This is a genomic window from Rhodanobacter sp. G1 (genome assembly GCF_055397855.1).
In genome coordinates, this window is the sequence record NZ_AP039674.1 from 678637 (window position 1) to 704818 (window position 26182).

Annotated in this window: 25 protein-coding genes; 15 read left to right on the plus strand and 10 right to left on the minus strand. The window is 69.8% G+C overall.

What is annotated here, in order from left to right; all coding sequences use genetic code 11:
- Nucleotides 1-21 precede the first annotated feature (21 nt).
- Both ACZ5Z2_RS02840 and glpK read left to right on the plus strand, forming a co-directional pair.
- Nucleotides 22-375 (plus strand): hypothetical protein, encoded by a 354-nt coding sequence (locus ACZ5Z2_RS02840; protein ID WP_464760464.1) that lies wholly within the window; start codon nucleotides 22-24, stop codon nucleotides 373-375.
- Nucleotides 376-472: 97 nt separating this feature from the next.
- Nucleotides 473-1972 carry a glycerol kinase GlpK gene (glpK, locus tag ACZ5Z2_RS02845; RefSeq protein WP_464760465.1) on the plus strand — a complete coding sequence of 500 codons (1500 nt, stop codon included), beginning with the start codon at nucleotides 473-475 and terminating at the stop codon, nucleotides 1970-1972.
- Nucleotides 1973-2062: 90 nt separating this feature from the next.
- On the opposite strand, the gene ACZ5Z2_RS02850 is transcribed toward glpK, so the two are convergent.
- Nucleotides 2063-2998, minus strand: coding sequence for a carbohydrate kinase family protein (locus ACZ5Z2_RS02850; protein ID WP_464760466.1), 936 nt, complete (start codon nucleotides 2996-2998; stop codon nucleotides 2063-2065).
- A gap of 241 nt (nucleotides 2999-3239) precedes the next feature.
- On the opposite strand from ACZ5Z2_RS02850, the gene ACZ5Z2_RS02855 reads away from it, so the two are divergent.
- From ACZ5Z2_RS02855 to ACZ5Z2_RS02915, 13 genes are all read left to right on the plus strand, one after another.
- Nucleotides 3240-4286 carry a rod shape-determining protein gene (locus ACZ5Z2_RS02855; RefSeq protein WP_464760467.1) on the plus strand — a complete coding sequence of 349 codons (1047 nt, stop codon included), beginning with the start codon at nucleotides 3240-3242 and terminating at the stop codon, nucleotides 4284-4286.
- A gap of 21 nt (nucleotides 4287-4307) precedes the next feature.
- Nucleotides 4308-5342, plus strand: a complete 1035-nt coding sequence (gene mreC / locus ACZ5Z2_RS02860; RefSeq protein WP_464760468.1) for a rod shape-determining protein MreC — start codon at nucleotides 4308-4310, stop codon at nucleotides 5340-5342.
- Nucleotides 5339-5824 carry a rod shape-determining protein MreD gene (gene mreD, locus ACZ5Z2_RS02865; RefSeq protein ID WP_464760469.1) on the plus strand — a complete coding sequence of 162 codons (486 nt, stop codon included), beginning with the start codon at nucleotides 5339-5341 and terminating at the stop codon, nucleotides 5822-5824. The genes mreC and mreD overlap by 4 nt, the downstream gene beginning before the upstream one ends.
- A gap of 16 nt (nucleotides 5825-5840) precedes the next feature.
- Nucleotides 5841-7871: a penicillin-binding protein 2 gene (gene mrdA, locus ACZ5Z2_RS02870; protein WP_464760470.1), complete on the plus strand. Its 2031-nt coding sequence runs from the start codon at nucleotides 5841-5843 to the stop codon at nucleotides 7869-7871.
- The gene (gene rodA, locus ACZ5Z2_RS02875) at nucleotides 7868-8983 is read left to right on the plus strand and encodes a rod shape-determining protein RodA (protein WP_464760471.1); all 1116 of its coding nucleotides are present in this window, start codon (nucleotides 7868-7870) and stop codon (nucleotides 8981-8983) included. Before mrdA ends, rodA begins: the two co-directional genes overlap by 4 nt.
- Nucleotides 8984-9074: 91 nt before the next feature.
- Nucleotides 9075-10094 (plus strand): lytic murein transglycosylase B, encoded by a 1020-nt coding sequence (mltB, locus tag ACZ5Z2_RS02880; protein ID WP_464760472.1) that lies wholly within the window; start codon nucleotides 9075-9077, stop codon nucleotides 10092-10094.
- On the plus strand, nucleotides 10091-11014 hold the full coding sequence (locus tag ACZ5Z2_RS02885; RefSeq protein ID WP_464760473.1) for a septal ring lytic transglycosylase RlpA family protein: 924 nt from the start codon (nucleotides 10091-10093) through the stop codon (nucleotides 11012-11014). Before mltB ends, ACZ5Z2_RS02885 begins: the two co-directional genes overlap by 4 nt.
- A 64-nt stretch (nucleotides 11015-11078) precedes the next feature.
- The gene (locus tag ACZ5Z2_RS02890; protein ID WP_464760474.1) at nucleotides 11079-12359 is read left to right on the plus strand and encodes a D-alanyl-D-alanine carboxypeptidase family protein; all 1281 of its coding nucleotides are present in this window, start codon (nucleotides 11079-11081) and stop codon (nucleotides 12357-12359) included.
- On the plus strand, nucleotides 12359-12649 hold the full coding sequence (locus tag ACZ5Z2_RS02895) for a DUF493 family protein (RefSeq protein ID WP_464760475.1): 291 nt from the start codon (nucleotides 12359-12361) through the stop codon (nucleotides 12647-12649). Before ACZ5Z2_RS02890 ends, ACZ5Z2_RS02895 begins: the two co-directional genes overlap by 1 nt.
- Before the next feature lie 81 nt (nucleotides 12650-12730).
- Nucleotides 12731-13399: a lipoyl(octanoyl) transferase LipB gene (gene lipB, locus ACZ5Z2_RS02900; RefSeq protein WP_464760476.1), complete on the plus strand. Its 669-nt coding sequence runs from the start codon at nucleotides 12731-12733 to the stop codon at nucleotides 13397-13399.
- Complete coding sequence (gene lipA / locus ACZ5Z2_RS02905; RefSeq protein WP_464760477.1) at nucleotides 13396-14397, plus strand: lipoyl synthase; 1002 nt, start codon at nucleotides 13396-13398, stop codon at nucleotides 14395-14397. The genes lipB and lipA overlap by 4 nt, the downstream gene beginning before the upstream one ends.
- A 22-nt stretch (nucleotides 14398-14419) precedes the next feature.
- A complete protein-coding gene (locus ACZ5Z2_RS02910) occupies nucleotides 14420-16663 on the plus strand; it encodes a carboxy terminal-processing peptidase (protein WP_464760478.1) in 2244 nt (747 codons plus the stop codon).
- A gap of 428 nt (nucleotides 16664-17091) precedes the next feature.
- On the plus strand, nucleotides 17092-17700 hold the full coding sequence (locus ACZ5Z2_RS02915) for a DUF4126 domain-containing protein (RefSeq protein WP_464760479.1): 609 nt from the start codon (nucleotides 17092-17094) through the stop codon (nucleotides 17698-17700).
- Nucleotides 17701-17782: 82 nt separating this feature from the next.
- Here the strand turns inward: ACZ5Z2_RS02915 and ACZ5Z2_RS02920 are convergent, their stop codons facing one another.
- The 9 genes from ACZ5Z2_RS02920 to ccoN form a co-directional block, all read right to left on the minus strand.
- Nucleotides 17783-19522, minus strand: a complete 1740-nt coding sequence (locus ACZ5Z2_RS02920) for a M1 family metallopeptidase (protein ID WP_464760480.1) — start codon at nucleotides 19520-19522, stop codon at nucleotides 17783-17785.
- A gap of 115 nt (nucleotides 19523-19637) precedes the next feature.
- A complete protein-coding gene (locus ACZ5Z2_RS02925) occupies nucleotides 19638-20048 on the minus strand; it encodes a group III truncated hemoglobin (protein WP_464760481.1) in 411 nt (136 codons plus the stop codon).
- Entirely contained in the window at nucleotides 20045-20230 is a 186-nt protein-coding gene (gene ccoS / locus ACZ5Z2_RS02930) for a cbb3-type cytochrome oxidase assembly protein CcoS (RefSeq protein WP_464760482.1), read from the minus strand. Before ccoS ends, ACZ5Z2_RS02925 begins: the two co-directional genes overlap by 4 nt.
- Complete coding sequence (locus ACZ5Z2_RS02935; protein ID WP_464760483.1) at nucleotides 20227-22443, minus strand: heavy metal translocating P-type ATPase; 2217 nt, start codon at nucleotides 22441-22443, stop codon at nucleotides 20227-20229. Before ACZ5Z2_RS02935 ends, ccoS begins: the two co-directional genes overlap by 4 nt.
- Nucleotides 22440-22643 carry a hypothetical protein gene (locus ACZ5Z2_RS02940; protein ID WP_464760485.1) on the minus strand — a complete coding sequence of 68 codons (204 nt, stop codon included), beginning with the start codon at nucleotides 22641-22643 and terminating at the stop codon, nucleotides 22440-22442. The genes ACZ5Z2_RS02935 and ACZ5Z2_RS02940 overlap by 4 nt, the downstream gene beginning before the upstream one ends.
- Entirely contained in the window at nucleotides 22630-23541 is a 912-nt protein-coding gene (locus tag ACZ5Z2_RS02945; RefSeq protein WP_464760486.1) for a c-type cytochrome, read from the minus strand. The genes ACZ5Z2_RS02940 and ACZ5Z2_RS02945 overlap by 14 nt, the downstream gene beginning before the upstream one ends.
- A complete protein-coding gene (locus ACZ5Z2_RS02950; protein ID WP_464760487.1) occupies nucleotides 23538-23720 on the minus strand; it encodes a cbb3-type cytochrome oxidase subunit 3 in 183 nt (60 codons plus the stop codon). Before ACZ5Z2_RS02950 ends, ACZ5Z2_RS02945 begins: the two co-directional genes overlap by 4 nt.
- Nucleotides 23717-24364 carry a cytochrome-c oxidase, cbb3-type subunit II gene (gene ccoO / locus ACZ5Z2_RS02955; RefSeq protein WP_464760488.1) on the minus strand — a complete coding sequence of 216 codons (648 nt, stop codon included), beginning with the start codon at nucleotides 24362-24364 and terminating at the stop codon, nucleotides 23717-23719. The genes ACZ5Z2_RS02950 and ccoO overlap by 4 nt, the downstream gene beginning before the upstream one ends.
- Nucleotides 24365-24582: 218 nt before the next feature.
- Nucleotides 24583-26049 (minus strand): cytochrome-c oxidase, cbb3-type subunit I, encoded by a 1467-nt coding sequence (gene ccoN, locus ACZ5Z2_RS02960; protein ID WP_464760489.1) that lies wholly within the window; start codon nucleotides 26047-26049, stop codon nucleotides 24583-24585.
- Between the last annotated feature and the right edge of the window lie 133 nt (nucleotides 26050-26182).

Genomic DNA, 26182 nt, shown 5'->3' on the forward strand with positions numbered 1-26182 from the left:
CCACCGTCTCCGGAGACCTGCATGAAAGTTCTTGTCGTTGCCGCCGTCCTGCTGCTGACCCCGTTGGTTACCCATGCCGCCTGTTCGGTTACCGATTTCGCAATCAAGGACTTCAAGCCGGGCGTGGTTCCAGGTGGACACATGAGCTTGCGCGGCGAGTTAGTCAACAACTGCGCCACCCCCGCCGCTGCGCAGATCCGCATCGAGATCAAGGATGCGTCGGGTGGTGTGTTGCAGAGCAAGCAGGCATGGCCGGCGGGCACCTCCAACATTCCCCCTGGCGGCTCGGTGAGCTTCGACTTGGGCCGCATGTTCCGCGCGACGCCGGATGCGAACAGCTTCACCGCCAGCGTGGCGGACGTGCGTACCTGGTAAATCCATCGCCTTCCCCTCGGCGAAACGGCGGCATGGCGGAAACGCCGCGCCGCCGTCTTGTTAATCTTCGTGCCACTGCCCGCGCACGAGGTGCCTCTTGGTGAAGCGATACATCCTGACGCTGGATCAGGGCACCACCAGCACGCGGGCGATGCTGGTCGATGCAGGCGGCTGCGTGGCAGGCATCGCGCAACGCGAATTTGCGCAGGTCTATCCGCAGCCCGGCTGGGTGGAGCACGACCCGCGCGAGATCCTCGCCAGCGTCCATGCCACCGTGGCCGAGCTGCTCGCGCGCACGCAGGTCGAGCCGGGCGAGCTGGCCGGCATCGGCATCGCCAACCAGCGCGAGACCACGGTGGTGTGGGATCGCCGCAGCGGCCAGCCGATCCACAACGCCGTCGTGTGGCAGTCGCGGCAAAGCGCGGCGATCTGCGAGCGGCTGCGGGCGGACGGCGCCGAGTCGATGGTGCGCGCGAAGACCGGCCTGCTGATCGACGCCTACTTCTCCGCCAGCAAGATCCGCTGGATCCTCGACCACGTCCAAGGTGCGCAGGCGCGCGCCGAGCGCGGCGAGCTGCTGTTCGGCACGATCGAGAGCTGGCTGGTGTGGAACCTCAGCGGCGGGCGCCTGCACGTCACCGACGCCAGCAACGCCGCGCGCACCCTGCTGTACGACATCCACCGCCGCGACTGGGACGACGAGCTGCTGCGCCTGTTCGGCGTGCCGCGCGCGATGCTGCCCGAGGTGCGCGCCTGCAGCGAACATTACGGCGATACCGATCCCGCGCGTTTCCTCGGCGCCGCGGTGCCGATCGGCGGCCTTGCCGGCGACCAGCAGGCGGCGTTGTTCGGCCAGGCCTGCTTCGAGCCGGGCATGGCGAAGAACACCTACGGCACCGGCTGCTTCATGCTGATGCACACCGGCGCGCAGGCGGTGCCGTCGCGGCACGGCCTGCTGACCACCATCGCCTGGGAGATCGGCGGCAAGGTCGAGTACGCGCTGGAGGGCAGCATCTTCGTCGCCGGCGCGGTGGTGCAGTGGCTGCGCGACGGCCTGCGCATGCTGGAGCGTGCCGCCGACTCGCAGGCGCTGGCCGAGAGCGTGGCCTCCAGCGACGGCGTCTACCTGGTGCCGGCTTTCGTGGGGCTGGGCGCGCCGTACTGGCGCAGCGAGGTGCGTGGCGCGATGTTCGGCATCACCCGCGGCACGCGACGCGAACACCTGGTGCGCGCGGCGCTGGAATCCATGGCCTACCAGTCGCGCGACGTGCTGGCGGCGATGGAGGCGGACGCGGGCATCCCGCTGAAGGAGCTGCGCTGCGACGGCGGTGCGATCGCCAACGACTTCATCGCGCAGTTCCAGAGCGACATGCTGGACGTGCCGCTGCTGCGCCCGCGGGTGCAGGAAACCACGGCGCTGGGCGCAGCCTATCTGGCCGGGCTGGCGCTGGGCTTCTGGGAAAGCCGCGAGCAGCTCGCGCAGCTATGGCAGATGGAGCGCCGTTTCGAGCCGCGCATGTCGGCGCCGGAGCGCGAGCGGCGCTACCGCGGCTGGCAGGCGGCGGTGCAGGCCGCCTGCGCGTTTCCTGCCGGGTGAAGCGGTTTGGGATTTTGCCCGTCATCCCGGCGCAGGCCGGGATCCAGGGATGGCGGACAGGTGCCGGTTTGCCGGTTGTCCGGGCTTGCCTCAGTCCAGCGCGTAGCCGAACTGTTCCTTGAACGCGGCGGCGAACTGCGCGTAATCGAAGCGCTGGTTCTGCGTGCCGGGGTGCTCGACCTTCAGCGCGCCCATCAGCGAGGCCATGCGACCCACGGTGGGCCAGTCCTTGCCGCGCATGATGCCGAAGATCAGGCCGGCGCGGTACGCGTCGCCGCAGCCGGTGGGGTCGACGATCTGGCGCTCGTGCGCGGGCGGGATCTCGTGCGTGGCGCCGTCGGCATGGATCAGCGAGCCGCGCGGCCCCAGCGTGACCACATAGGCCTTCACGCGGCCGGCGATCTCCTCGGCGCTCCAGCCGGTGCGCGTCTGCAGCAGCTGCGACTCGTAGTCGTTGACGATCACGTAGGTCGCTTTGCCGATCATCGAGCGGAACTCGTCGCCGCTGAACAGCGGCATCGCCTGGCCCGGGTCGAAGATGAAGGGCACGCCGCGCGCGGCGAATTCCTCCACGTGCTGCAGCATCGCCTCGCGGCCGTCAGGTGCCACGATGGCGAAGTCGATGTCGGGGATCTCGCGCACGTGGTTGTCGTGCGCGCTGGACATCGCGCCGGGGTGGAAGGCGGTGATCTGGTTGTTGTCCAGGTCGGTGGTGATGAAGCACTGCGGGGTGAACTGGTCGTCGAACACGCGCACGCGGTCGAGCGGGATGCCGCACTTTTCCATGTGCGCGCGGTAGGGCGCGAAATCCTGGCCCACCGCCGCCACCGGCAGCGGGTCGCCGCCCAGCAGCTTGAGGTTGTAGGCGATGTTGCCGGCGCAGCCGCCGAACTCGCGGCGCATCCGCGGCACCAGGAAGGACACATTCAGGATGTGCATCTGGTCGGGCAGGATGTGGTTCTTGAACTGATCCTGGAACACCATGATGGTGTCATAGGCCAGCGATCCGCAGATGACGGCTGACATGGTTGCGTGATTGCCCCGGTTGCGATGGTGGATGGCGCGCGGCGTCGCGGCCGGCAAAGGTTCGCATCCTATCGTGAACGGACGTTCATGGCGAATCCGTGCAGCTGAGGCGGAATCTCCGGAATGTGCGGAAAGCGGCGTTGCACAAGGGTTTTTTAACGTCTTTCCGGTTGCGCGCGCTGGTCGCGCTGACTAGACTGGCCAGCTTGTTTTTTACTCAGGCCGGCGCGCGGCGAACCCCATGTTCAAGAAGTTTCGCGGGATCTTTTCCAACGACGTCTCGATCGACCTCGGCACCGCCAACACGCTGATCTACGTGCGCGGGCAGGGCATCGTGCTGAACGAGCCCTCGGTGGTGGCGGTGCGCCAGGATCGCGGCCCGGGCGGCCCGCGCGCGATCGCCGCGGTGGGCAGCGAGGCCAAGCGCATGCTGGGCCGCACGCCCGGCAACATCGCCACCGTGCGTCCGATGAAGGACGGCGTGATCGCCGACTTCACCATGACCGAGGCGATGCTGCAGTACTTCATCAAGCAGGTGCACAAGTCGCGCCTGCTGCGCCCCAGCCCGCGCGTGCTGGTGTGCGTGCCCTGCGGCTCCACCCAGGTGGAGCGCCGCGCCATCAAGGAATCGGCCGAGGGCGCCGGCGCCCGCGACGTGTTCCTGATCGAGGAGCCGATGGCCGCCGCGATCGGCGCCGGCATCCCGGTGCACGAGGCGCGCGGCGCGATGGTGCTGGACATCGGCGGCGGCACCTCCGAGGTGGCGGTGATCTCGCTGAACGGCATCGTCTACTCGCAGTCCGTGCGCGTGGGCGGCGATCGCTTCGACGAGTCCATCATCAACTACGTGCGCCGCAACCACGGCACCCTGATCGGCGAATCCACCGCCGAGCGGATCAAGCTGGAAATCGGCTGCGCCTTCCCGCAGGCCAACGTGAAGGAGATCGAGATCTCCGGCCGCAACCTCGCCGAGGGCGTGCCGCGCATGTTCACGATCAACTCCAACGAGATCCTCGAGGCGCTGCACGAGCCGCTGGCCGGCATCGTGGCCGCGGTGAAGTCGGCGCTGGAGCAGACTCCGCCCGAGCTGTGCTCCGACGTGGCCGAGCGCGGCATCGTGCTCACCGGCGGCGGCGCGCTGCTGCGCGACCTCGACCGCCTGATCTCCGAGGAGACCGGCCTGCACGTGCAGGTGGCGGACGATCCGCTCACCTGCGTGGCGCGCGGCGGCGGCAAGGCGCTGGAGCTGATCGACCAGCACGGCAGCGATTTCTTCGCCCCCGAATAAGCCGAGCGAGCCGGCCCAGTCGTGGCGCGCACGCGTGACGAGTCTTCGCCCCTGTTCGCCGGCAACGCCGCGGGCACGCTGCGGCTGATCGTCTACCTCGCCCTGGCCATGGTGCTGATGGTGCTGGATCACCGCAACGGCTGGCTGTGGCGCGTGCGCGGCATGGCGTCGGTGGTGGTGGAGCCGATGTACCGGCTGGCCGACCTGCCCGGCGCCGGCATGCGCACGTTGAGCGTGGCGTTCGCCGACCGCAAGCTGCTCACCGAGCAGAACCAGCGCCTGCGCGAGGATCTGCTGCTGGCCAACGCGCGGCTCAACCGCATGGCCGGCGTGGCCGAGCAGAACCAGCATCTGAAAGAGCTGCTGGACACCCGGCGCAGCCTTGACCTCAAGGTGCAGCTGGCGCGCGTGGTCGGCGTGGATCTGGGCGCATGGCAGCAGCGGCTGGTGCTGAACCTGGGCGCGCGCGACGGCGTGAAGCCAGGCCAGCCGGTGATCGATGCGCACGGCGTGATGGGGCAGGTGGTCGAGGTGCTGCCGACCACGTCGGTGGTGATGCTGGTGACCGACCCCGCGCATGCGATCCCGGTGGTGGTGGATCGCTCCGGCCTGCGCACGGTGGCCTACGGGGCGCGCGACGGCAGCGGGCTGGTGCTGCCGAACATTCCGCTGTCCGCCGACGTGCGGCCGGGCGACCGGCTGCTCACCTCCGGCCTGGGCGGCCGCTTCCCGCCGGGCTTCCCGGTGGGCAAGGTAACCGAGGTGGCGCCGGGCGTTTCCGGCATGTTCCGCGTGGCGCAGGTGCAGCCGGCGGCCGATATCGACCGCAGCGAGGACGTGCTGTTGCTGCACGACCAGGCCGAGCCCGACGGGCCGCCCGCGCCGGCGATTCCGGCCGGGCCGCCGGCGGCGCTGGCGCCCGCGCCGGGCGCCGCCGCCGTGCCAGCTTCCGCCGCATCGGCGGGTGCCGTGCGGACGACCCTGCCGCGCGCCACTGCCATCCTGCCCGCCGCCGATCCAAGCGCATCGCCCGCCGCGGCCGGGAGCGCGCGATGAACCGCCAGCGCCTGTCCACGTGGTGGTTCGCCGGCACGCTGCTGTTCGCGCTGCTGTCCATGCTGGTGCCGCTGCCGGCGGTGCTGGAGCCGTTCAAGCCGTACTGGCCCGCGCTGGTGCTGCTGTACTGGGTGCTGGAGTCGGAGGATCGCGTGGGCCTGGGCCTGGCCTTCCTGCTCGGCCTGGCCGCCGACCTGTTCGACGGCGTGCTGCTGGGCGAGCAGGCGCTGCGCCTGTGCGCGCTGGTGTTCATCGTGCTGCGCTTCCGCTCGCGGCTGCGCTTCTTCACCATGTCGCAGCAGATCCTGGCGGTGCTGGCGCTGCTGTTGAACGACCGTGTCCTGCTGCTGCTGGTGCGGCTGCTGTCCGGCGCGCCGATGCCGCCGGCGAGCTGGTGGATCGCCCCGTTCATGGGCGCCGCGCTGTGGCCGTTCCTGTTCCTGCTGCTGGACGACCTGCGCGTGCGGCTGCGGATACAATGAGACGTGAACCGGCGACATGAAGCTGCGGCGCGCGATCAAGGACTCACGCAGCGAAGGCGAGCTGTTCCGCCGCCGTGCGCTGGCGGGCTTCGCGCTGATCGTGCTCGGCCTGCTCGGCCTGCTCGGCCGCTACGCGACCCTGCAGGTGGCGCGCTACGACGAGTTCGCCGCGCGCTCGGAGAACAACCGCGTCAAGCCCATCCCGATCCCGCCGGCGCGCGGCCTGATCTACGACCGCAACGGCGTGCTGCTGGCCAACAACGTGCCGGCGTTCCGGCTCGAGGTGGTGCCCGAGCAGGTGACGGACATGAAGGCGATGCTGGCGCAGCTCGGCCAGGTGATCCCGCTCAGCCAGGACGACCTCGACGCCTTCCACAAGCAGCTGAAGCAGAGCCGCCGCTTCGAGAGCGTGCCGCTGAAACTGCGCCTCACCGAGGACGAGATCGACCGCTTCGCGGTGAACCGCTGGCGCTTCCCCGGCGTGGACGTAGTGCCCTACCTCAACCGGCGCTATCCGTTCGGCGGGCTGTTCGCGCACGTGATCGGCTACGTCTCGCGCATCGACGCGGACGACCTCGACCGCCTCGACCCCGCGCGCTACAAGGGCACCACCCACGTGGGCAGGATCGGCATCGAGCGCTCCTACGAGGACGTGCTGCACGGCACGCCGGGCTACGAGCTGGTGGAGGTGAACGCGGACGGCCGCACCCAGCGCGTGCTGCAGACGCATCCGGCCACGCCCGGCAGGAACATCTACCTCAGCATCGACGTGCGCGTCCAGAAGGCCGCCGAGCAGGCCCTGGCCGGGCAGACCGGCGCGGCGGTGGCGATCGACCCGCGCAACGGCCAGGTGCTGGCGATGGTCAGCGAGCCGACCTTCGATCCCAACCTGTTCGTGGACGGCATCAGCCACGCCGACTACAACGCGCTGACCAGCGCGCCGGACAAGCCGCTGCTGAACCGCGCGCTGCGCGGCGTGTACCCGCCTGGCTCCACGGTGAAGCCCTTCGTCGGCCTGGGCGGGCTGGAACTGGGCCTACGCACGCCGGCGGACACCGTGCTTTCCACCGGCACGTTCTGCCTGCCGGGCACCACGTTCTGCCGCCGCGACGACCGCCGCGGCGGCTTCGGCACGGTGAACCTGCGCATGGCCATCATGTGGTCGGTGAACACCTACTTCTACAAGCTGGCGGTGGACATGGGCATCGACCGCTTCAGCGCGTGGATGGCCCGGTTCGGCTTCGGCAAGCCCACCGGCATCGACCTCGACGGCGAAGCCGGCGGCGTGCTGCCTTCGAGCGAATGGAAGGCCAAACGCTACAGAAAGGCCTGGTACCCCGGCGAGACGATGATCGCGGGCATCGGCCAGGGCTACTGGGCGGTGACGCCGGTGCAGCTCGCGCATGCGCTGGCCACGCTCGCCGGGCATGGCGTGCCGTATGCGCCGCGGCTGGTCATGGCCACGCAGGCCGGGGTGGATGCGCCCAGGGTGCCGCTGCCCAATCCGCCGGAAGGCCCGTCCGTCATCGGCAATCCGTCCGAATGGCAGGCGGTGGTCGACGGCATGCAGATGGTGGTGAACGACCCGCGCGGCACCGGCTACGGGCTGGGCAAGGGCTTTCCGTACACCATCGCCGGCAAGAGCGGCACCGCCGAGCTCTACTCGCGCCACACCGACGCCTACAACGACAACACCAACCTGGCCTACCTCGCCAGCCGGCATCGCGCGTGGTTCGAGATGTTCGCGCCGGCGGAGGAGCCGCGCATCGCGGTGGCGGTGCTGCTGGAGAAGGGCGCGTGGGGTGCTTCCTCCGCCGGCCCGATCGCGCGCAAGATCCTCGACGCCTGGCTGGCCACCCAGCCGAACGCGCCGCCGGACACGCCGCTGCCGCCGGGCGGCCTGCCTCCGCCCGGCGCGGCGCCGGGCGCTCCGGCGATACCGGCCGGCACGCCAGCGGAAACGCCGCAGGATGCCCCGCCGGATGCGTCCCAGGACGTGCCGCACGACGAGCCTGCCGAAGCGTCGTCGCAGGAGAACCCGCCATGATCGAGATGCTGCAAGTGCGGTGGGCGCGCCTGCTGCGCCGTGTGCTGACCCGGCCGCGCATCGACCTGCCGCTGGCGGGGGGGCTGCTGCTGCTGGCGGTTGCCGGGCTGTGCACCCTGTACACAGCGGCGGGCGGCGGCATGGCGCTGGTCGGCGGGCAGGCCGCGCGCTTCGTGCTCGGTTTTGCGCTGATGCTACTGATCTCGCGCATCCCGCCCGCCACGCTGCGCAACTGGACGCCGTGGCTGTACGCCAGCAGCGTCCTGTTGCTGGCGGTGGTGGCGGTGCTGGGCGAGGGCCGCGGCGCGGATCGCTGGCTCAACCTCGGCGTGATGCGCTTCCAGCCGTCCGAACTGGTGAAGCTCACCATGCCGATGATGGCGGCGTGGTACCTGCACCCGCGCCAGCTGCCGCCGGGCTGGAAGGACATTGCGGCGGTGGGCGTGCTGATCGCGATTCCCGCCGGCTTAATCGCCAAGCAGCCCGACCTCGGCACGGCGCTGCTGGTGGCGGCCGCCGGCGCGTTCGCGCTGTTCCTCTCCGGCATGGCGTGGTGGCGCATCGGCCTGCTGCTGGCGGGCGTCGGCGCGATGGTGCCGGTGGGCTGGCACTTCATGCACCAGTACCAGCGCGACCGCGTGCTGACCATGCTCAATCCGGAGTCCGACCCGCTGGGCAACGGCTGGCACATCATCCAGTCGCAGATCGCGGTGGGCTCCGGCGGTGCGTTCGGCAAGGGCTGGATGCACAGCTCGCAGGCGCAACTGGACTTCCTGCCCGAGCACACCACCGACTTCATCTTCGCGGTGTTCTCCGAGGAGTTCGGCCTGCTCGGTGTGTGCCTGATGATGGCGCTGTACGCCTTCATCATCGGCCGCTGCCTGTGGATCGCGATGGAGGCGCGCGAAACCTACTCGCGCCTGCTCGCCGGCGCGATCGGCATGAGCCTGTTCGTCTACGTGTTCGTCAACGGCGGGATGGTGTCCGGCATGCTGCCGGTGGTGGGCGTGCCGATGCCGATGGTGAGCTACGGCGGCACCTCGGCGGTGACCCTGCTGACCGGTTTCGGCATGCTGATGTCGATCCATGCGCACCGCAAGCGGCACGACTGAATCTCTGCCTTTCGCGCGGCCCGCGCGCGCCACGGTTTGCGCCGGAGTGCGTGTTACGCTTCGGCGAAGTCGTTGCCGAAGTCGATCAACCATGCCCGTGCCTGCCGCGTCGCGCCGTTTGCGCAGCCTGTTTCCGCTTGCCCTGCTGTTGATCGTCGCGTCGTCGCCGGTGCTGGCCGACACGCATCCCGGCCAGTCCGCGCTGGTGCAGGAGGTGGCGCGCGACACGGGCAAGGATCCGGCGGCGCTCAATGCGCTGCTCGACGGGGCGCGGATGCAGCAGAGCATCATCGACGCGATGAATCGCCCGGCCGAATCCAAGCCGTGGAGCGCGTACCGGCCGATCTTCCTCACCCAGAAGCGCATCGACGACGGCGTGGCGTTCTATCGCGAGCACCGCGCGTTGCTGGAGAGCATCGGCAAGCAGTACGGCGTGGCGCCGCAGTACCTCGTGGCGATCATTGGCGTGGAGACGTTCTACGGACGCAACACCGGCAAGTACCGGGTGCTCGACGCGCTGGTGACGCTGGGCTTCTACTACCCGAAGCGCGCGCCCTATTTCCGCCAGCAGCTGAAGACCCTGCTGGAGCTGCCGGACAACCGGCTCGCCGGCCCGCTGAACACGCTCACCGGCTCCTACGCCGGCGCGCAGGGCTGGGGCCAGTTCATGCCCGACAGCATCCGCGACTACGCGGTGGACGCGGACGGCGACGGCCGCATCGACCTGATGAACTCGCTGCCCGACATCCTCGCCAGCGTGGCGAACTACTTCGCCAGGCACGGCTGGATCGCCGGCGGCCCGGTGGCGGCGCGCGCGCAGCCGGACGGCGCGGCCAAGCCGCTGGGCGACTGGCAGGCCAAGCCGCAGTGGCCGCTGGAGCAACTGGAAGCGTGGGGCTATGCGCCGTTCCAGCACCTGAACCCGGGCGAGCCGACCAGCCTGCTGACGCTGGACGGCCTGGCCGGGCCGGAGCAGTGGTTCACCTTCAACAATTTCCAGGTCATCACCACCTACAACCGCAGCCCGATGTACGCGATGGCGGTGCACCAGCTGGCGCAGGCGATCATGGACGGCGTGCGCGCCGCGGACGGCGCGGGCAGCGCGCAATGAAGCTGGCGCGCGGGCTGATCCTGCTGGCGGCGGCGATGCTGCTGGCCGCCTGCGGCGGCCGCCATGCCACGCGGCCCGCGGCGCCGCCGGAAGCCGCCGCCGCGCCGGCCCCCGCGCACCACGGCTGGTTCTCCTTCCGCCACGGCGACGACACCAGCCTGCCGCAGGACAAGCGCTACGGCGACAGCAGCGACAGTTCGCCCGCCGGCGCGCCGCCGTCGTACATTTACACCTTGCCCGAGCCGGTGCCGAAGGCGGAGCCGCGCTCGCTGTACGGCAACAAGTCGCCCTACAGCGTGCTGGGCCAGACCTACCGCGTGCTGCCCACGGCGCGCGGCTACGACGAACGCGGCATCGCCTCGTTCTACGGCAACAAGTTCCACGGCTACAAGACTTCCAGCCTGGAAAACTACGACATGTACAAATTCACCGCCGCGAGCAAGGTGCTGCCGCTGCCGAGCTACGCGCGGGTGACCAACCTCGCGAACGGCAAGAGCGTGATCGTGCGCGTCAACGACCGCGGGCCGTTCCACGAGAACCGCATCATCGACCTGTCCTACGCCGCGGCGGTGCGCATCGGCATCTGGCCCAAGGGCACCGGCCTGGTCGAAGTGCAGGGCATCGATCCGTCCGCTCCCGGCAGGGAACCTCCGCCGCCCGCGCCGGTCGCAAGCCGTGGCGGGTCGCCGGGCATCTACCTGCAGGTGGGCGCGTTCTCCGATCCGGCCAATGCCGAGCGGGTGGCCGCGCAGCTGCGCCAGGCCAACTTCGCGCCGGTGCAGGTGGAGCAGGTTCAGGTCGATGGCCGCACCATCCGCCGCGTGCGGGTGGGGCCGCTGGAGAGCGTGGATCGCGCCGACCAGCTGACCGGCCGCATCGAGAACATGGGCCTGCCGCGGCCGCAGGTCGCGGTAGACTGACAAACTTTCTTCCCGTCGGCGGTGCCCGCGAGTGCCGCCGGCAATCATCCGGAACACGATCACGATGAGTTTTATCCGCCGCATCCTGACCCCATTCGCCGCTGCCGCGCTGGTGGCCGGCGCAGCCTTCGCGCAGACGCCGCCGCACCCCGTCGCCATGCCGCCGCATCCCAGCGGCGTGCCGAACCCGGTGGTGGCGCCGATGCCGGTGCCGCCGCCGCCGGACGTGGACGCGCAGAGCTGGGTGCTGATGGATTACGCCACCGGCCAGATCATCGCCTCGAAGAACCCCGACGACCGCCGCGCACCGGCCTCGCTGACCAAGGTGATGACCGACTACGTGGTCTCCGCCGAGATCGCCAACGGCCGCTTGCATCCGAACGACACCGTGACCATCAGCGAGCACGCGTGGAAGTCCGGCGGCGCCGGCACCGACGGCTCCACCAGTTTCCTCAAGCTGGGCAGCCAGGTGCCGCTGGAAGACCTGCTCAAGGGCATGATCGTGCAGTCCGGCAACGACGCCGCCATTGCGCTGGCCGAGCACGCCGCCGGCTCCGAGGATGCGTTCGCCAACCTGATGAACGCCTACGCCAAGCAGCTCGGCATGGTGAACACGCATTACGTCAACGCGTCCGGCTATCCGGTGGACGGCCACTACTCCACCGCGCACGACATCGCGATCCTGTCGCGCGCGCTGATCCACGACTTCCCCGCCGACTACGCGATCTCCGCGATCAAGGAGTACGAGTGGAACGGCATCAAGCAGCAGAACCGCAACGCGCTGCTGTGGCGCGATCCTTCCGTTGACGGCATCAAGACCGGCCACACCGCCGCCGCGGGCTTCTGCCTCGACGCCTCGGCCAAGCGCGGCGACGAGCGCATGATCGCGGTGGTGATGGGTTCCAGCACCGACAAGGGCCGCGCCGACGCCGCGATGGCGCTGCTCAACTACGGCTTCCGCTTCTACGAGACGCACAAGCTGTACGACGCCGGCAAGCCGCTGGCCAGCCCGCGCCTGTGGAAGGGCGAAGCCGACACGCTGCCGCTGGGCGTGGCTGACGACGTGCTGGTGACGGTGAAGACCGGCCAGTACGACAAGCTCAAGGCCACCATGGACATCCCAGCCACCCTGATCGCCCCGTTCAAGAAGGGCCAGCAGGTGGGCACGCTGCGCATCGCGCTGGACGGTCAGCCGATCCAGAGCGTGCCGCTGGTCGCGCTGAACGACGCGCCGCAGGGCGGCTTCTTCTCGCGGCTGTGGGATTCCATCCTGCTGTGGTTCCGCGGCAACAAGAAGACCGACGTGCCGGCGCTTGCCCCGGCCGCCGCGCCGGGTACGAAGTGATGCACGAGATCGATTTCAGCCAGGCGAAGCGGGAAGGCAAGGGCTTCCAGTTCCCCGGCGAGTTCGAGATCACCGCGGTGGGCAAGGCCGACGCCGGCCTGCCTGCGCGCGTGCCGCAACTGCTCGAAGGCGCCGGCCTGCACGTGCTGCACGAGACGGTGAAGCACCGCCATTCCGGCGGCGGCAACTACGTCTCCGTCTCCGTCCGCTTCCGCTGCGACAGCCGCGAGCAGTACGACGGCGCGCACGCCGCGCTGCGCGCCGATACGGCCATCCGCTACACCTTGTGACCGGCCGGGCGGCTGCCGCGCCGCCCTTGGCTTTCCGCCGTCCGGCCGCATCTTTCCATCTCCGTTCTGCCAGGTTTCGCCATGTCCCTGCCGCTCAAGATCCGCCACCTCGGCCGCCAGCCCTACGCGGCGACGTGGAAGGCGATGAGCGCGTTCACCGACAACCGCACCGCCGACACGGTGGACGAGTTCTGGCTGCTGGAGCACGACCCGGTGTTCACCCTGGGCCAGGCGGGCAAGATGGAGCACGTGCTGGCGCCGGGCGAGATCCCGGTGGTGCCGGTGGATCGCGGCGGCCAGGTGACCTACCACGGCCCCGGCCAGATCGTGGGTTACCCGCTGATCGACCTGCGCCGCGCCGGCGTGGGCGTGCGCGAGCTGGTCAACAAGATCGAACAGGCCATCATCGATACGCTGGCGCACTGGAACATCGTCGCCGAGCGCCGCGAGGGCGCGCCGGGCGTCTACGTGGCCGAGGCCAAGGTGGCCGCGCTGGGCCTGCGCGTGCGCCGCGGCTGCAGCTTCCACGGCCTGGCCTTCAACGTGAACATGAACCTAGAGCCCTTCCACCGCATCAACCCTTGCGGCTACAAGGGTTTGGCGGTGACGCAGGTGCTAGACTTGGGCGGCCCGTCGCGTTTGGCGGACGTGGAAGATGCGCTGGTGGAGGAGTTCTGCCGCCAGTTCGGGTTCCGCGCCGAACCGGCTGCCTCCGTCATCCCCGAACTCCCCCCACGCGAATCCGCATGAGCGACGCCTCCGCTTCACCCGCCAAGTCCATTCCGATCAGCGTCGTCAGCGGCGCGCCCGCGGTCGACAAGCAACTGGGCAACGACAAGATCGCGCTGAACCGCGCCGGCTTCGACACCGCGGTGCCGGTGCTGCGCAAGCCGAGCTGGATCCGCGTGCGCCTGCCGCAGGGCAATGCCGTGCAGCAGCTCAAGGCGCGCCTGCGTGAGAACGCGCTGGTGACGGTGTGCGAGGAAGCCTCGTGCCCGAACATCCACGAGTGCTTCAGCAAGGGCACCGCCACCTTCATGATCCTCGGCGAGGTGTGCACGCGGCGCTGCTCGTTCTGCGACGTGGCGCATGGCCGCCCGGCCGCGCCCGATCCGCTGGAGCCGGCGCGTCTCGCCGAGACGATCCGCGACATGCGCCTGAAGTACGTGGTGATCACCTCGGTGGATCGCGACGACCTGCGCGACGGCGGCGCCGAGCATTTCGCCGCGTGCATCCGCGCGGTGCGGCACGCCAGCCCGGCCATCCGCATCGAGATCCTCACGCCCGACTTCCGCGGCAAGGGCCGCATGGAGCGCGCGCTGGAAGTGCTCGCGGACTTCCCGCCGGACGTGTTCAACCACAACCTCGAAACCGTACCGCACCTCTATCGCGAAGTGCGTCCGGGCGCCGACTACCAGTGGTCGCTGGATCTGCTCAAGCGCTTCAAGGCGCAGCACCCCGACGTGCCCACCAAGTCCGGCATCATGCTGGGCCTGGGCGAGACGCGCGAGCAGGTGCTGGAGACGATGCGCGACCTGCGCGCGCACGACGTCGAGATGATCACCATCGGCCAGTACCTGCAGCCCACGCCGCACCATCACCCGGTAGTGCGCTACTGGACGCCCGAAGAATTCGACGACCTGCGCAGGGAAGGCGAGGCGATGGGTTTCCATCACGTCGCTTCCGGCCCGCTGGTGCGTTCCTCCTACCACGCCGACCTGCAGGCCCACGCGGCCGGCGTCGCCTAATCTGCCGAGAGCCGCCATCCCCATGACCTTCCGTCCCGCGCTGGCCCTGCTGCTGGGCTTGACCGTCACCTGCGCCTTCGCCCAATCCGCTGCCGACCTCGGCGCAGGCGGCAACCGCAAGGCGGCCACGTGGCCGCTCAAGCCCACCGCCACGCAGGCGCAGGCGGCGCAGCTTTCCGCGCGCTTCCTCACCCGCTTCCACTACGACGCGCAGCCGCTGGACGACGCGATGTCGGCGAAGATCTACGCGGACTACTTCAAGCTGCTGGATCCGGACAAGGTGTTCTTCACCCAGCAGGACATGAACCGGTTCGCGCCGGATCAGACCAAGCTGGACGACGCGATCTGGAACCAGGATCTCTCGATCCCGTTCGACATCTACAACCAGTTCCTGCAGCGCGCCGTGCAGCGCATGACCTATGCGCGCGGCCTGCTCAAGGCCGGCTTCAGCTTCGACGGCGACGAGAGCTACCAGTACGACCGCAAGGACGCCGCCTGGGCGAAGGACGACGCGGCGCTGGACGACCTGTGGCGCAAGCGCACCATGAACGACTGGCTGCGCCTGAAGCTCGCCGGCAAGAGCGACGACGACATCCGCAAGACGCTGACCAAGCGCTACAGCAACTACATCGAGCGCGTGAAGCAGCTGGACGGCGACGATGCCTTCCAGACCTTCATGACCGCGTACGCCGAAACCACCGATCCGCACACCGACTACTTCACGCCGCGCAAGGCCGAGGATTTCGCGATCCAGATGAAGCTGTCGCTGGAAGGCATCGGCGCGCAGCTGCAGTCGCGCGACGACTACACCATCATCTTCAGCCTGGTGCCCGGCGGCCCGGCGGAGAAGTCCGGCAAGCTCAAGCCCGGCGACCGCATCCTGGGCGTGGGCCAGGGCGACAGCGGCCCGTTCACCGACGTGATCGGCTGGCGCATCGACGACGTGGTCAACCTGATCCGCGGCAAGAAGGACACCACGGTGCGGCTGGAGATCCTGCCCGCCGACGCCGGCCCGGACGGCAAGCACGAGGTCGTCAGCCTGGTGCGCAAGAAGGTCAACATCGAGGAAAGCGCGGCCAAGAAGAAGATCATCGAGGTCAAGGACGGCGACGCCGTGCGCAAGATCGGCGTGATCGACCTGCCGAGCTTCTATTCCGATTTCGGCGCGCGCAGCGAAGGCGACAAGGATTACCGCAGCGCCACCCGCGACGTGGCCAAGCTGGTCGGCGAGCTCAAGGCGGCCGGCGTGCAGGGCATCATCATGGATCTGCGCGGCAACGGCGGCGGCTCGCTGGCCGAGGCCGACTCGATGACCGGCCTGTTCAACGGCAAGGGCCCGGTGGTGCAGGTGCGCGACGCGCGCGGCCAGGTGGACGTGCAGGGCGCGGACGACGCCGCGCCGCTGTGGAACGGCCCGTTCGCTGTGCTGGTGAACCGCGGCACCGCCTCGGCCTCGGAGATCTTCTCCGCGGCGATCCAGGATCGCGGCCGCGGCCTGATCATCGGCACGCCCACCTTCGGCAAGGGCACGGTGCAGACCCTGATCGACCTCGACCGCTTCAGCCCCGACCCCGCCGGCAAGCCGCAGTACGGCGAGCTGAAGATGACCGTGCAGGAGTTCTTCCGCATCAACGGCGGCTCCACCCAGATCAAGGGCGTCACGCCGGACATCGAGTTCCCGCGGAACGGCGACTCCAAGGATTTCGGCGAATCCACCTACGACAACGCGCTGCCGTGGACGCACATCGCCCCGGCGGATTACCAGCCCGACGGCGACGTGAAGCTCTACCTGCCGAAGCTGGAGAGCCTGCACGAGGCCCGTACCGCGATGTCGCCGGCGTGGAAGCTGATGCTGGACGAGCTGGCGCAGTACAAGACCATGCGCGCCAAGACCTCGGTGTCGCTGAACTTCGCCAAGCGCGAAGCCGAGCGCAAGCAACTGGACGCGATACAGGCCAGTTTCCGCGACCGCCAGAAGGCGATCGACGGCAGCGACGCCTACATGAAGGACGAGGACAGCGCGCTGGACGATGGCCTCGATCCCGGCGAGCGCAGCCTGAAGAGCGAGCTCAAGCAGGAGAAGGACGCCAAGGACGCGCCCGACGCCCAACTGCGCGAGGCCGCGCACATCGTCGCCGACGAGGTGGGCATGCTGAAGGCCGATCCCAAGCTGGCCAGCGGCATCCTGCCGCCCGGCAGCGACTACCTCGCTGCGCTGGCGGCAGCGCACAAACCCGCTGCCGCGGCCTCCAGCGCCGCACACTAAGAGCCTGTTTACGATCTCCGCATGGCCCGCGTTGCCTTGACGTGGTCGTCAGGTGGTAGTGCGTGGCGCAGCGCCTGCCTGGCTGGCAGGCCAAGCCGCGCGCTGCCGCATGGCGGCCACGGCAAGGCAACCCATAGGGCCGGGTCTGTTTGCCCCCATCTCGGCGTCATCACTCGGTCGTGGACAGACGTCCACTCCCTCCTTCTTCCTGGGCCTGCGCGCAAACAGCTCCCGGCGCGGGCATGCGGAGATCGTAAACAGGCTCTGGGGCCATCCATGCTGGCCATGCGGACAGGGGCGCCACGGCGCCCCTGTCCGTTTCCGCGGCTGGCGGTTGCATGCACCGTGTGCACTGGCGCTTGACGCCGTGGCGGCGGCGCGCGAGCGTGGCACCATTCGCGGCCTTGCCGGTTGCCGGGAGCCTGCCCATGGATCCGCTGTCGAACGTCGCACTGGCCGGAGGCCTGGCCTGGGCCAGCGGTTTCCGCCTCTATGCCACGGTCTTCGCCGCCGGCCTGCTCGGGCGGCTGGGTTGGGTGCACCTGCCGCCGGGGCTGGCGATGCTCACCGATACCTGGGTGCTGGCGGTGTCCGGCGTGCTGGCGCTGGGCGAGTTCCTCGCCGACAAGATCCCCGCCTTCGACAGCGTGTGGGACGCGATCCACACCTTCATCCGCGTCCCGGTGGGCATGCTGCTGGCGTGGGGCGTGTTCAGGGATTCGGGTGCCGGCACGCAGGTGGCGGCGGCCCTGCTCGGTGGCGCGCTCACCGCGGGCACGCACTTGGCCAAGAGCGGCGGCCGCGCGCTCATCAACACCTCGCCGGAGCCGCTGAGCAACTGGACGGCCAGCGCCGGCGAGGATCTCACCTGGCTGGGCGGCCTCTACCTGATGTGGCGTCACCCGCTGGCCATGCTGGTGCTGCTGGCGCTGTTCGTGCTGCTGTTGTGCTGGCTGCTGCCGAAGCTGGTGCGCGGGCTGCGCACGCTGGGGCAGCGGCTGCGCCGGATCGGCGGCTTCCTCACCGGCGCAAGTTGACGACGGCTTGGGAGGCCCTGGCTGCGCTCGTCATTCCTGGCTTGCGCAGGAATGACGAGCAGGAAGCCGGTCGATCAGGCTCTTACTGTTTTGCCGCCTTGCTCTGCGCGCGCTGCTGCTTCATCCACTGCTGGAACTCGGTGACGCGCGGCTCGTCGCGCAGCAGCAGCGAATGCGGGTCGATGGTCACCAGCGCGCCGGCCGGCGCCGCGAGGCTGCCGTGACCGCCGTCCATCGGCACGGTGTGCACGGCGTCGCCCACCTTCACTTCCACCGGCATCGGGAACGGCAGGTCGTGCGGCGCGTGCCAGGCGAGATCCAGCGTGTCGCCGCGGCGCTGCACGTCCAGCCTGGGCAGCGCGGCCTGGTAGAGGTACACCTTGAAGAACCAGTCGTAGTCCTTGCCGGTGACCCGGTTCACGATGCGCATGAAGTCCGCGGTGGTGCGGTATTGCGGCTGGAAGTTGCCGGGCTTCGGGTCGGGCCGGCCGTACACCAGCTCGCGGATGGAGTCGTAGAACGCCTGCTCGCCGATCAGGTGGCGCAGCGTGTCGAGCATCAGCGCGCCCTTGTTGTAGATGTCCTGGCCGGGGCCGCCGCGCGAGTCCTCGTACACGGCCTCCTCGGTGCGCGGCGTGCCGGACACCACCGGATGATGGTTCTCGATCATCATGCGCAGGCGGGCGAGCCAGGCGTAGTAGATGGCGTCGCCGTCGAGGTATTGCGCGTACAGCGGCTGCATCAGGGTGGCGAAGCCCTCGTGCAGCCACATGTCGTCCCAGTTGGCGTTGGTCATCTGGTTGCCGAACCACTCGTGCGCGAACTCGTGCTGCAGCAGGTCGTCGAAGCCGCTGCCGTTCTTCGCGTAGTGGTTGCCGTATGCGTTGATGGTCTGGTGCTCCATGCCCTTGTACGGGGTTTCCACCACGCCCATCTTCTCGTCGCCCCAGGGGTAGGGGCCGATCTTCGCCTCGAAGAAGTCCAGCATGCGCGGGAACTCGGCGAACAGCGCCTTCGCCTGCGTGTCCTCGCCGTCCAGGTACCAGTACTGCAGCGGGATGGTGTTGCCGTAGCGGCTCCTGTACTCGCCGGTGAGCTCCTTGTACGGGCCCACGTTGATCGAGATGGCGTAGGTGGTGGGATGCTTGGCGCGCCAGTGGTAGGTGCGCGTGCTGCCCTCGTCGGCGACGCCGACCAGCACGCCGTTGCCGGGCGCCACCAGCGGCTTGGGCACGTTCACGTAGAGGTCGACCAGGTCGGGCTTGCCGTCGGGCTGGTCGATGCAGGGCCAGAACAGGTCGCAGCCTTCGCCTTCCACCGCGCTGCCCACCCAGGGCTGGCCGTCCTTCGTATGGCTCCACACGAAGCCGCCGTCCCACGGCGCGTTCTTCGCCACGTGCGGCTTGCCGCCGTAGGCGATGGTGGCGACGACCGTGCCGCCCTTGGCCACGGCCTGCGGCAACTGGATGCGCAGGCGGCCCTCCGGGTTGCTCCATGCGCTGGCGGGCAGCGCATGGCCGTCGATGCTGATCGCGCTCACCGGCAGGTTGCGATCCAGATCCACCATCAGCACGTCGGTGGCCGCCAGCGCGCCGAAGGTGAGCGTGGCCTTGCCGGCGATGCTCTGCGTGGCCGGATCCACCGCGATGTGCAGCTCGGCATGCTCGAAATGCACGCGCTTCTGCTCGGCCGGCATCGGCGTGCCGGAGTCCTTGGTCAGGGCGGTGAGCGGCGGCTGCGACGGCGGCGTGGCGTCGGCATGGACAAGGGCGGCGGCGCCCAGTCCGAGGGCGAGGCTGAGCGCGAGCAGGGTGGGGCGCATGGCGGTGACTCCGCGGGGAATTCGACACGGCACCATGCCACTATGCGCGCGGGCGGGACATCGCCGGAAGTCATGGTTGCGGGCGATCCGGCGGCTGCGCGCGCCTTGCGCCGGCTCAGGGCGGGCTCACGCCCACCACCGGAATCCCCAGCGGGCGCACGTCCAGCCGTTCGGGCAGCCCCATGCCCATGCGCAGGCTGCGGCCGATGCGGTCGGCGTAGTCCTGCATCTGCGCGGCGTCGGCTTCGTCCAGCACTTCGGCCGTGGTTTCGCGCCACAGCTCCAGCCAGCGCGCGAAGTGCACGGCGCGGATCGCGGGCTGGCCGCGGTGCACGGCCATCGGGTTGCCGCGATAGCTTTGCGCGCCCAGCGCCACCGAGCACCAGAAGCGGGTGAGCAGGGCCTTGTGCCCGGGCCAGTCGTGCACGGCGGCGTTGAAGATCGGGCCGATGGAAGCGTCGGCGCGCACCTTGTCGTAGAAGCGGTCGACCAGGGCGGCGATGCGGGTTTCGTCCAGTGTGCTCATGGTGCGGGCGTGTCGTCGTCGTGCGTGGTGGCGGCGTCCGGCGCGGCCTCGTCCAGCAGCGGCAGGATGCCGGGCGTGTCGAGGTCGTCGAACTGCTGGTGGTTCACCGCCCAGAAGAACAGCGCCACGCCCAGCAGCACCACCAGCGCAGTCACCGGGATCAGCACCAGCAGGATGTTCATGCGCGCAGCTCCTGTCGTGGATGGCCGTCGTCGCGGCCGGCGCGCAGCGCGTTGAGCACCACGGCCAGCGAGCTGAGCGACATGCCGATGCCGGCCAGCCACGGCGGCACGAAACCGAACGCGGCGAACGGCACCGCGCACAGATTGTAGACCAGCGACCAGCGCCGGCCCTGCGCCACGATGCGCTGCACTTCGCGCGCGACGGCGCGGGCGCGCACCAGGCCGTCGAGGCGGTCGTCCATCAGCAGCAGGTCGGCCTGCGCCTGCGCGAGACCGGTGCCGCCCGCCAGCGCGGCGGAGACGTCGGCGCCGGCGAGGATAGGCGCGTCGTTGCTGCCGTCGCCCACCGCGAGCACTACGTGGCCGGCGGCGCGCAGTTCGTGCAGGCGCGCGAGCTTGTCGGCGGGCGTCTGGCGCGCGCGCCAGTCGGCGATGCCGAGCTGCGCGGCCAGCGCGGCCACGCGTTCCGGCGCATCGCCGCTGGCGATGCAGGGCGCGATGCCATCGGCCCGCAGTGCGGCCAGCGTGGCCGGCGCGTCGGGGCGCGGATGTTCGGCGAGATGGAAGCGGGCGATGGCGCCGTGGTCGTCGGCCAGCAGCATGGCGTCGTGCTGGCCGGCCTGCGCGCGATCCAGGGCGAAGTCGGCGTGGCCGAGGCGCAGCGCGCGGCCGTCGACCGTGCCGCGCAGGCCGGCGCCGGCCACGGCTTCCACCTGTTCGGCGCGCTTCGGCGGCAGCGACGGATCGGCGGCCCCGGCGATGGCGCGGGCCAGCGGGTGCGAGCTTTCGCGCGCCAGCGCGGCGGCCAGCGCCAGCGCTTCCTCGCGCGTGCCGCGCAGCGGTTCGATCGCGGCGGGATCGAGCCGCGGCACGCCCAGCGTGCCGGTCTTGTCGAACAGCGCGGTGTCCACACGCGCGAGGCGGACGAGCGCGGCGGCATCGGTCGCCAGCACGCCGTGGCGCGCCAGTGCGGTGAGCGCGCGGGTGAAGGCAGCGGGGGCGGTGAGCGCGAAGGCGCAGGGGCAGGCCACCACCAGCACGGCGAGCGCGGCGTCGAAGGCGCGCGCGGGCTCGACCAGCAGCCAGCCGACGGCAGTGAGCGCGGTGAGCGCCAGCACGCGCAGCACGAAGCGGGCGGCGTCGCGGTCGCCGGCGGCGGCGAAGCGGCGTGCCTCGCGCGCCCGCGCGGCCAGCGCACCGATGCGCGCCACCGTGGTGGCCGCGCCGCTGCGTTCCACGCGCAGCGTGACCGGGCCGTCCAGCAGCACGCTGCCGGCCACCAGCGCTTCGCCGCGCCGGCGCAGCACGGGGCGCGCTTCGCCGCTGAGCGGGGCCTCGTCCAGCCGCGCCGCCTCCGACTCCAGCACGCCGTCGGCGGGTACGCTGCCGCCTTCGGCGACGTGCACGCGGTCGCCGGCGCGCAGCGCCAGCGCGGGCACGGTTTCCAGCGTGCCGTCGGCATCGAGGCGTTGCGCCAGCAGCGGCGCGGCGTCGATGGCGGCGTCGGCCTGCGCGTTGCCGCGATGGCGCGCGCGCAGCTCCACGTAGCGCGCGGCGAGCAGCAGGAACACGAACATGCTCACCGAGTCGAAATAGATCTCGCCGCTGCCGCGCAGGGTGTCGTACGCGCTGGCGAGGAACACCAGCGCCACCGCCAGCGCCACCGGCAGGTGGATGCCGAGGCAGCGCCTGCGCAACTCGCGCCATGCGCCGGCGAAGAACGGCTGCGCGGAGTAGGCCACCAGCGGGATGGTGGTGAGGAAACCCAGCCAGCGGAACAGGCCGCGCGTGGTGAAGTCCACGAAATCCACCGCGCCGAGGTAGATGACGAGGGCGTAGGCCATCACCTGCATCATGCACATGCCGGCCACCAGCAGGCGCTTCAGCGCGTCGTGCAGTTCCGCGGCGCGCGCCTCGTCGGCGTCGTCGTGCGGTAGCGGTTGGGCCGGGCAGCGCATCGCGTCGCAGTGTTCGACCAGCGCGTCCAGTGAGAGCCGGTGCGCGTCCCACACCACCCGCAGCCGGCGCGCGGCGGGCAGCACGGCCACGCGCTGCACGCCGGGCAGGGCGCGGATCGCCTGTTCCAGCGCCAGCGCGCGGCGCGGCTCGCCCAGCGCGTCCACGCGCAACGCCACTTCGCTGCGGCCGTCGCGGCGCGGCCGCAGCACCTGGGCGAGCAGCAGCGGGTGACCCCAGGCGGCGTGCGCGTTCATCGCGTGTCGGCGGCGTGGCTGCTGCGCGCGCTGGCGGGCACGCCGAACACGACGTGCGAGGTCGGCAGCGGGATGTCGGCGCTGCGCGCGCTGGCCACGATGATCCACACGCAGCCGGCGATCGAGGCGACGAAGACCACGATGCCCAGCCACAGGATGGGCTGGCGGTACCAGCGGCCGCCGGCTTTATTCGGCGGCACCGGCATCGGGGTGCGACAGGTGGTAGACGTAGGCCGCGAGCACGTGGATCTGGCGGTCGTCGAGGCGCTTGTCCCACGCCGGCATGTGGCCCTGGCGGCCGTCGTGGATGGTGGCGTGGATGTCGGCCACGCTGCCGCCGTGCAGCCAGATGTGGTCGGTGAGATTGGGTGCGCCCACGGCCTGGTTGCCCTTGCCGTCGGGGCCGTGGCAGGCCGCGCAGGTGGCCTTGAAGATCGGCTCGGCGGCGGCCGCCATCTTCGCATCGTGCGGTTCGCCGGACAGGCTCAGCACGTATTGCACGAGGTTGTCGTCGGTCTGCTCGCCCAGACTGTTCCATGGCGGCATCACGCCGCCGCGGCCGTCGTGGATCGAGGTGGTGATGTCCTTGCCGCTGCCGCCGTACAGCCAGTCGTTGTCGGTGAGGTCGGGCGCGCCCAGTTGCTGGTTGCCCTTGCCGCTGCGCTGGTGGCAGGCGGCGCAGTTGTCCTCGAACAGGCGCTGGCCCATCTGCAGCGCGGCAGGGTCGCCGGCCAGTTGCTCGGGCGTGTACAGCGCGAAGCGCTGCATCAGCGGCTCCAGCTTCGCGTCGTTGGCGGCCTGCTCGCCGGCCAGCTGGCGGTGCGAGGTCCAGCCCAGCGCGCCCTTGTGGTTGCCGAAGCCGGGGTACAGCACGAGGTAGATGAAGGCGGACACGAACATCGCGCCGGAAAGCAGCACCCACCACGTCGGCAGGCGGCGCACGCCTTCGCGCAGCACGCCGTGCGCCCAGACGTGGCCGCTGGTGCCGTCGGGCTGGGTGGGGATCTTCGCGCGCGGCCCCCACAGGTACAGGAAGAAGGTGATACCGAGGTTCAGCACCACCAGGAACATCACCCACAGCGACCAGCCGGCGCTCATGGCGTCTTCTCCTGCGTGGTGGGCGCGGCGGGCAGGTCGTCGTCCTGCATCGGCAGTTGCGCCATGCGGTCGAACACCGGCTTGTGGTACTTGCGCCAGGCCCAGATCCAGATGCCGACGAAGCTCAGCATCATCAGCACGATCATCACGCCGGCCAGGTGGCCCCAGAACGGACTCATGGCGCACCTCCGTCGCTGGCCGGCGGCGTGTCGTCCGGCTCGTTCTTGATGCCCAGGCCCTGCAGGTAGGCGATCAGCGCGTCCAGCTCGGTCTTGCCCTTGACGGCCTCCGGCGCGGCGGCGATGTCGGCGTCGCTGTACGGATCGCCCAGCTTGCGCAGCACGCGCATGCGCGCCTGGATGTCGGCGCCGTCGATGCCGGCCTTGGCCAGCCACGTGTAGCCCGGCATGTTGGATTGCGGCACCACGCTGCGCGGATCCATCAGGTGCATGCGCTGCCAGTCGTCGGAATACTTGCCGCCCACGCGCGCGAGGTCGGGGCCGGTGCGCTTGGAACCCCACTGGAACGGGCGGTCGTAGACCGACTCCTCCGCGGTGGAGTAGTGGCCGTAGCGCTGCGTCTCGAAACGCAGCGCGCGGATCATCTGCGAGTGGCAGAGGTAGCAGCCCTCGCGCACGTAGACGTCGCGGCCGGCCAGCCGCAGCGGGTCGTACGGATGCACGTTCGGCGGCGCCTTGAGCGAGTGCGCCTCGACGAACAGCGGGGTGATCTCGGCCAGCCCGCCCAGCGAGACCATGATCGCGATGCCGACGCCGAGCAGGCCGGCGTGCTTCTCGATCGCTTCAAAATGCCTGTAGGCCATGATTGAGCTCTACTTGAGGAGTGCGGCCATGGATGGCCGCGGTTGGACTTGCCGAATCGAGCTGCCTTCCCGCAGCGGGAACCGGGTCGAAGCGGCGATCACGGACGAGCGCATCAGATCGAGGAGTGTGGCCATGGATGGCCGCGGTTGGACTAGCAGAATCGAGCCGCCTTCCCGCAGCGGGAATCCGACCGAAGCGGTGATCACGGACGAGCGCATCAGGTAACGGCCGCCAGCGGGGCCGGGATCTGGTGCGGCACCGGCTCCGGGATCGGCACCGGGATCGGCTTGATGATGCGGGCGCGTGCGTCGGCGGCGGTGTGCCACAGGTTCCACGCCATCACCCACATGCCGGAGAGGATCAGCACGCCGCCGAACCAGCGGATCAGGTACATCGGCTTGATCGCGATCAGGCTGTCCAGGAAGCCGTACTTCAGCGAGCCGTCGGGCAGGGTGGCGCGCCACATCTCGCCCTCGGTGACACCGGCGGTCCACATCGAGCCGACGTACAGCAGGGTGCCGGCCATGTGCAGCCAGAAATGCAGGTTCATGCCGCGCACCGAGTGCATCGCCGGGCGGCCCAGCGCGCGCGGCGCCATCGCGTACAGCGAGCCGATGGTGATCATCGCCACCCAGCCCAGCGAGCCGGAGTGCACGTGGGCGATCGTCCAGTCGGTGTAGTGCGACAGCGAGTTCACGGTCTTGATCGCCATCATCGAGCCTTCGAAGGTGGCGGCGGCGTAGAACACCAGCGACATCACCATGAACTTCGCGGCCGGGTCGTCCTTCAGCTTGTGCCAGGAGCCGTTGAAGGTGAGCAGACCGTTCGCCGCCGAGCCCCAGCTCGGCATCAAGAGCACCAGCGAGAACGCCATGCCCACCGACTGCACCCAGTCAGGCAGGGCGGTGTACATCAGGTGGTGCGAGCCGGCCCACATGTAGACCGAGATCAGCGCCCAGAAATTGACGATGGAGAAGCGGTAGCTCCACAGCGGCTGCTGGGCCTGGCGCGGCACGAAGTAGTACATCATCCCGAGGAAGCCGGCGGTGAGGAAGAACGCCACCGCGTTGTGGCCGTACCACCACTCCACCATCGCGTCGACCGTGCCCGAGTAGATCGGGTAGGACTTGCTCCAGGACACCGGCAGCGACAGGTGGTTGACGATGTGCAGCAGGCCCACCGCGATGATGAAGGCGCCGTAGTACCAGTTCGCCACGTAGATGTGCTTGATGCGCCGGCGCGCCAGCGAGCCGAAGAACACCACGCCGAAGCACACCCACACCACCGCGGTGAACAGCGCGATCCACCATTCCGGCTCGGCGTATTCCTTGCTGGTGGTGAGGCCCAGCGGCATCGACACCATCGCCAGCACGCAGACGATCTGCCAGCCCCAGAACGTGAAGCCGGCCAGCCGGGTGAAGGCCAGCCGCGCGTGGCCGGTGCGCTGCACCACGTAGTAGCAGGTGCCCATCAGCGCGGAGCCGCCGAACGCGAAGATCACGCCGAAGGTGTGGTCGGGACGCAGCCGGCTGAAGGTGATCCACGGCAGGTCGAAGTTGAGCGCGGGCCACATCAGCTCGGCGGCGATGTACACGCCCACCGACATGCCGATGATGCCCCAGACCGCCGCGGCCAGCAGGAACTGGCGCACGACCCTGTCGTTGTAGTACTCGGTGGTCGGCATGGAATTTCCCCGGGAGACGTCGCGGGTATTGTCGCCAGCCCTTGTCGACGCGCCATGATGGCCGTCAAGCGGCTGCGGCAATTTGTCCGGGGATCGCCTGCGCGAGGGGGCCACTGATCCAGGTCATGGCCGC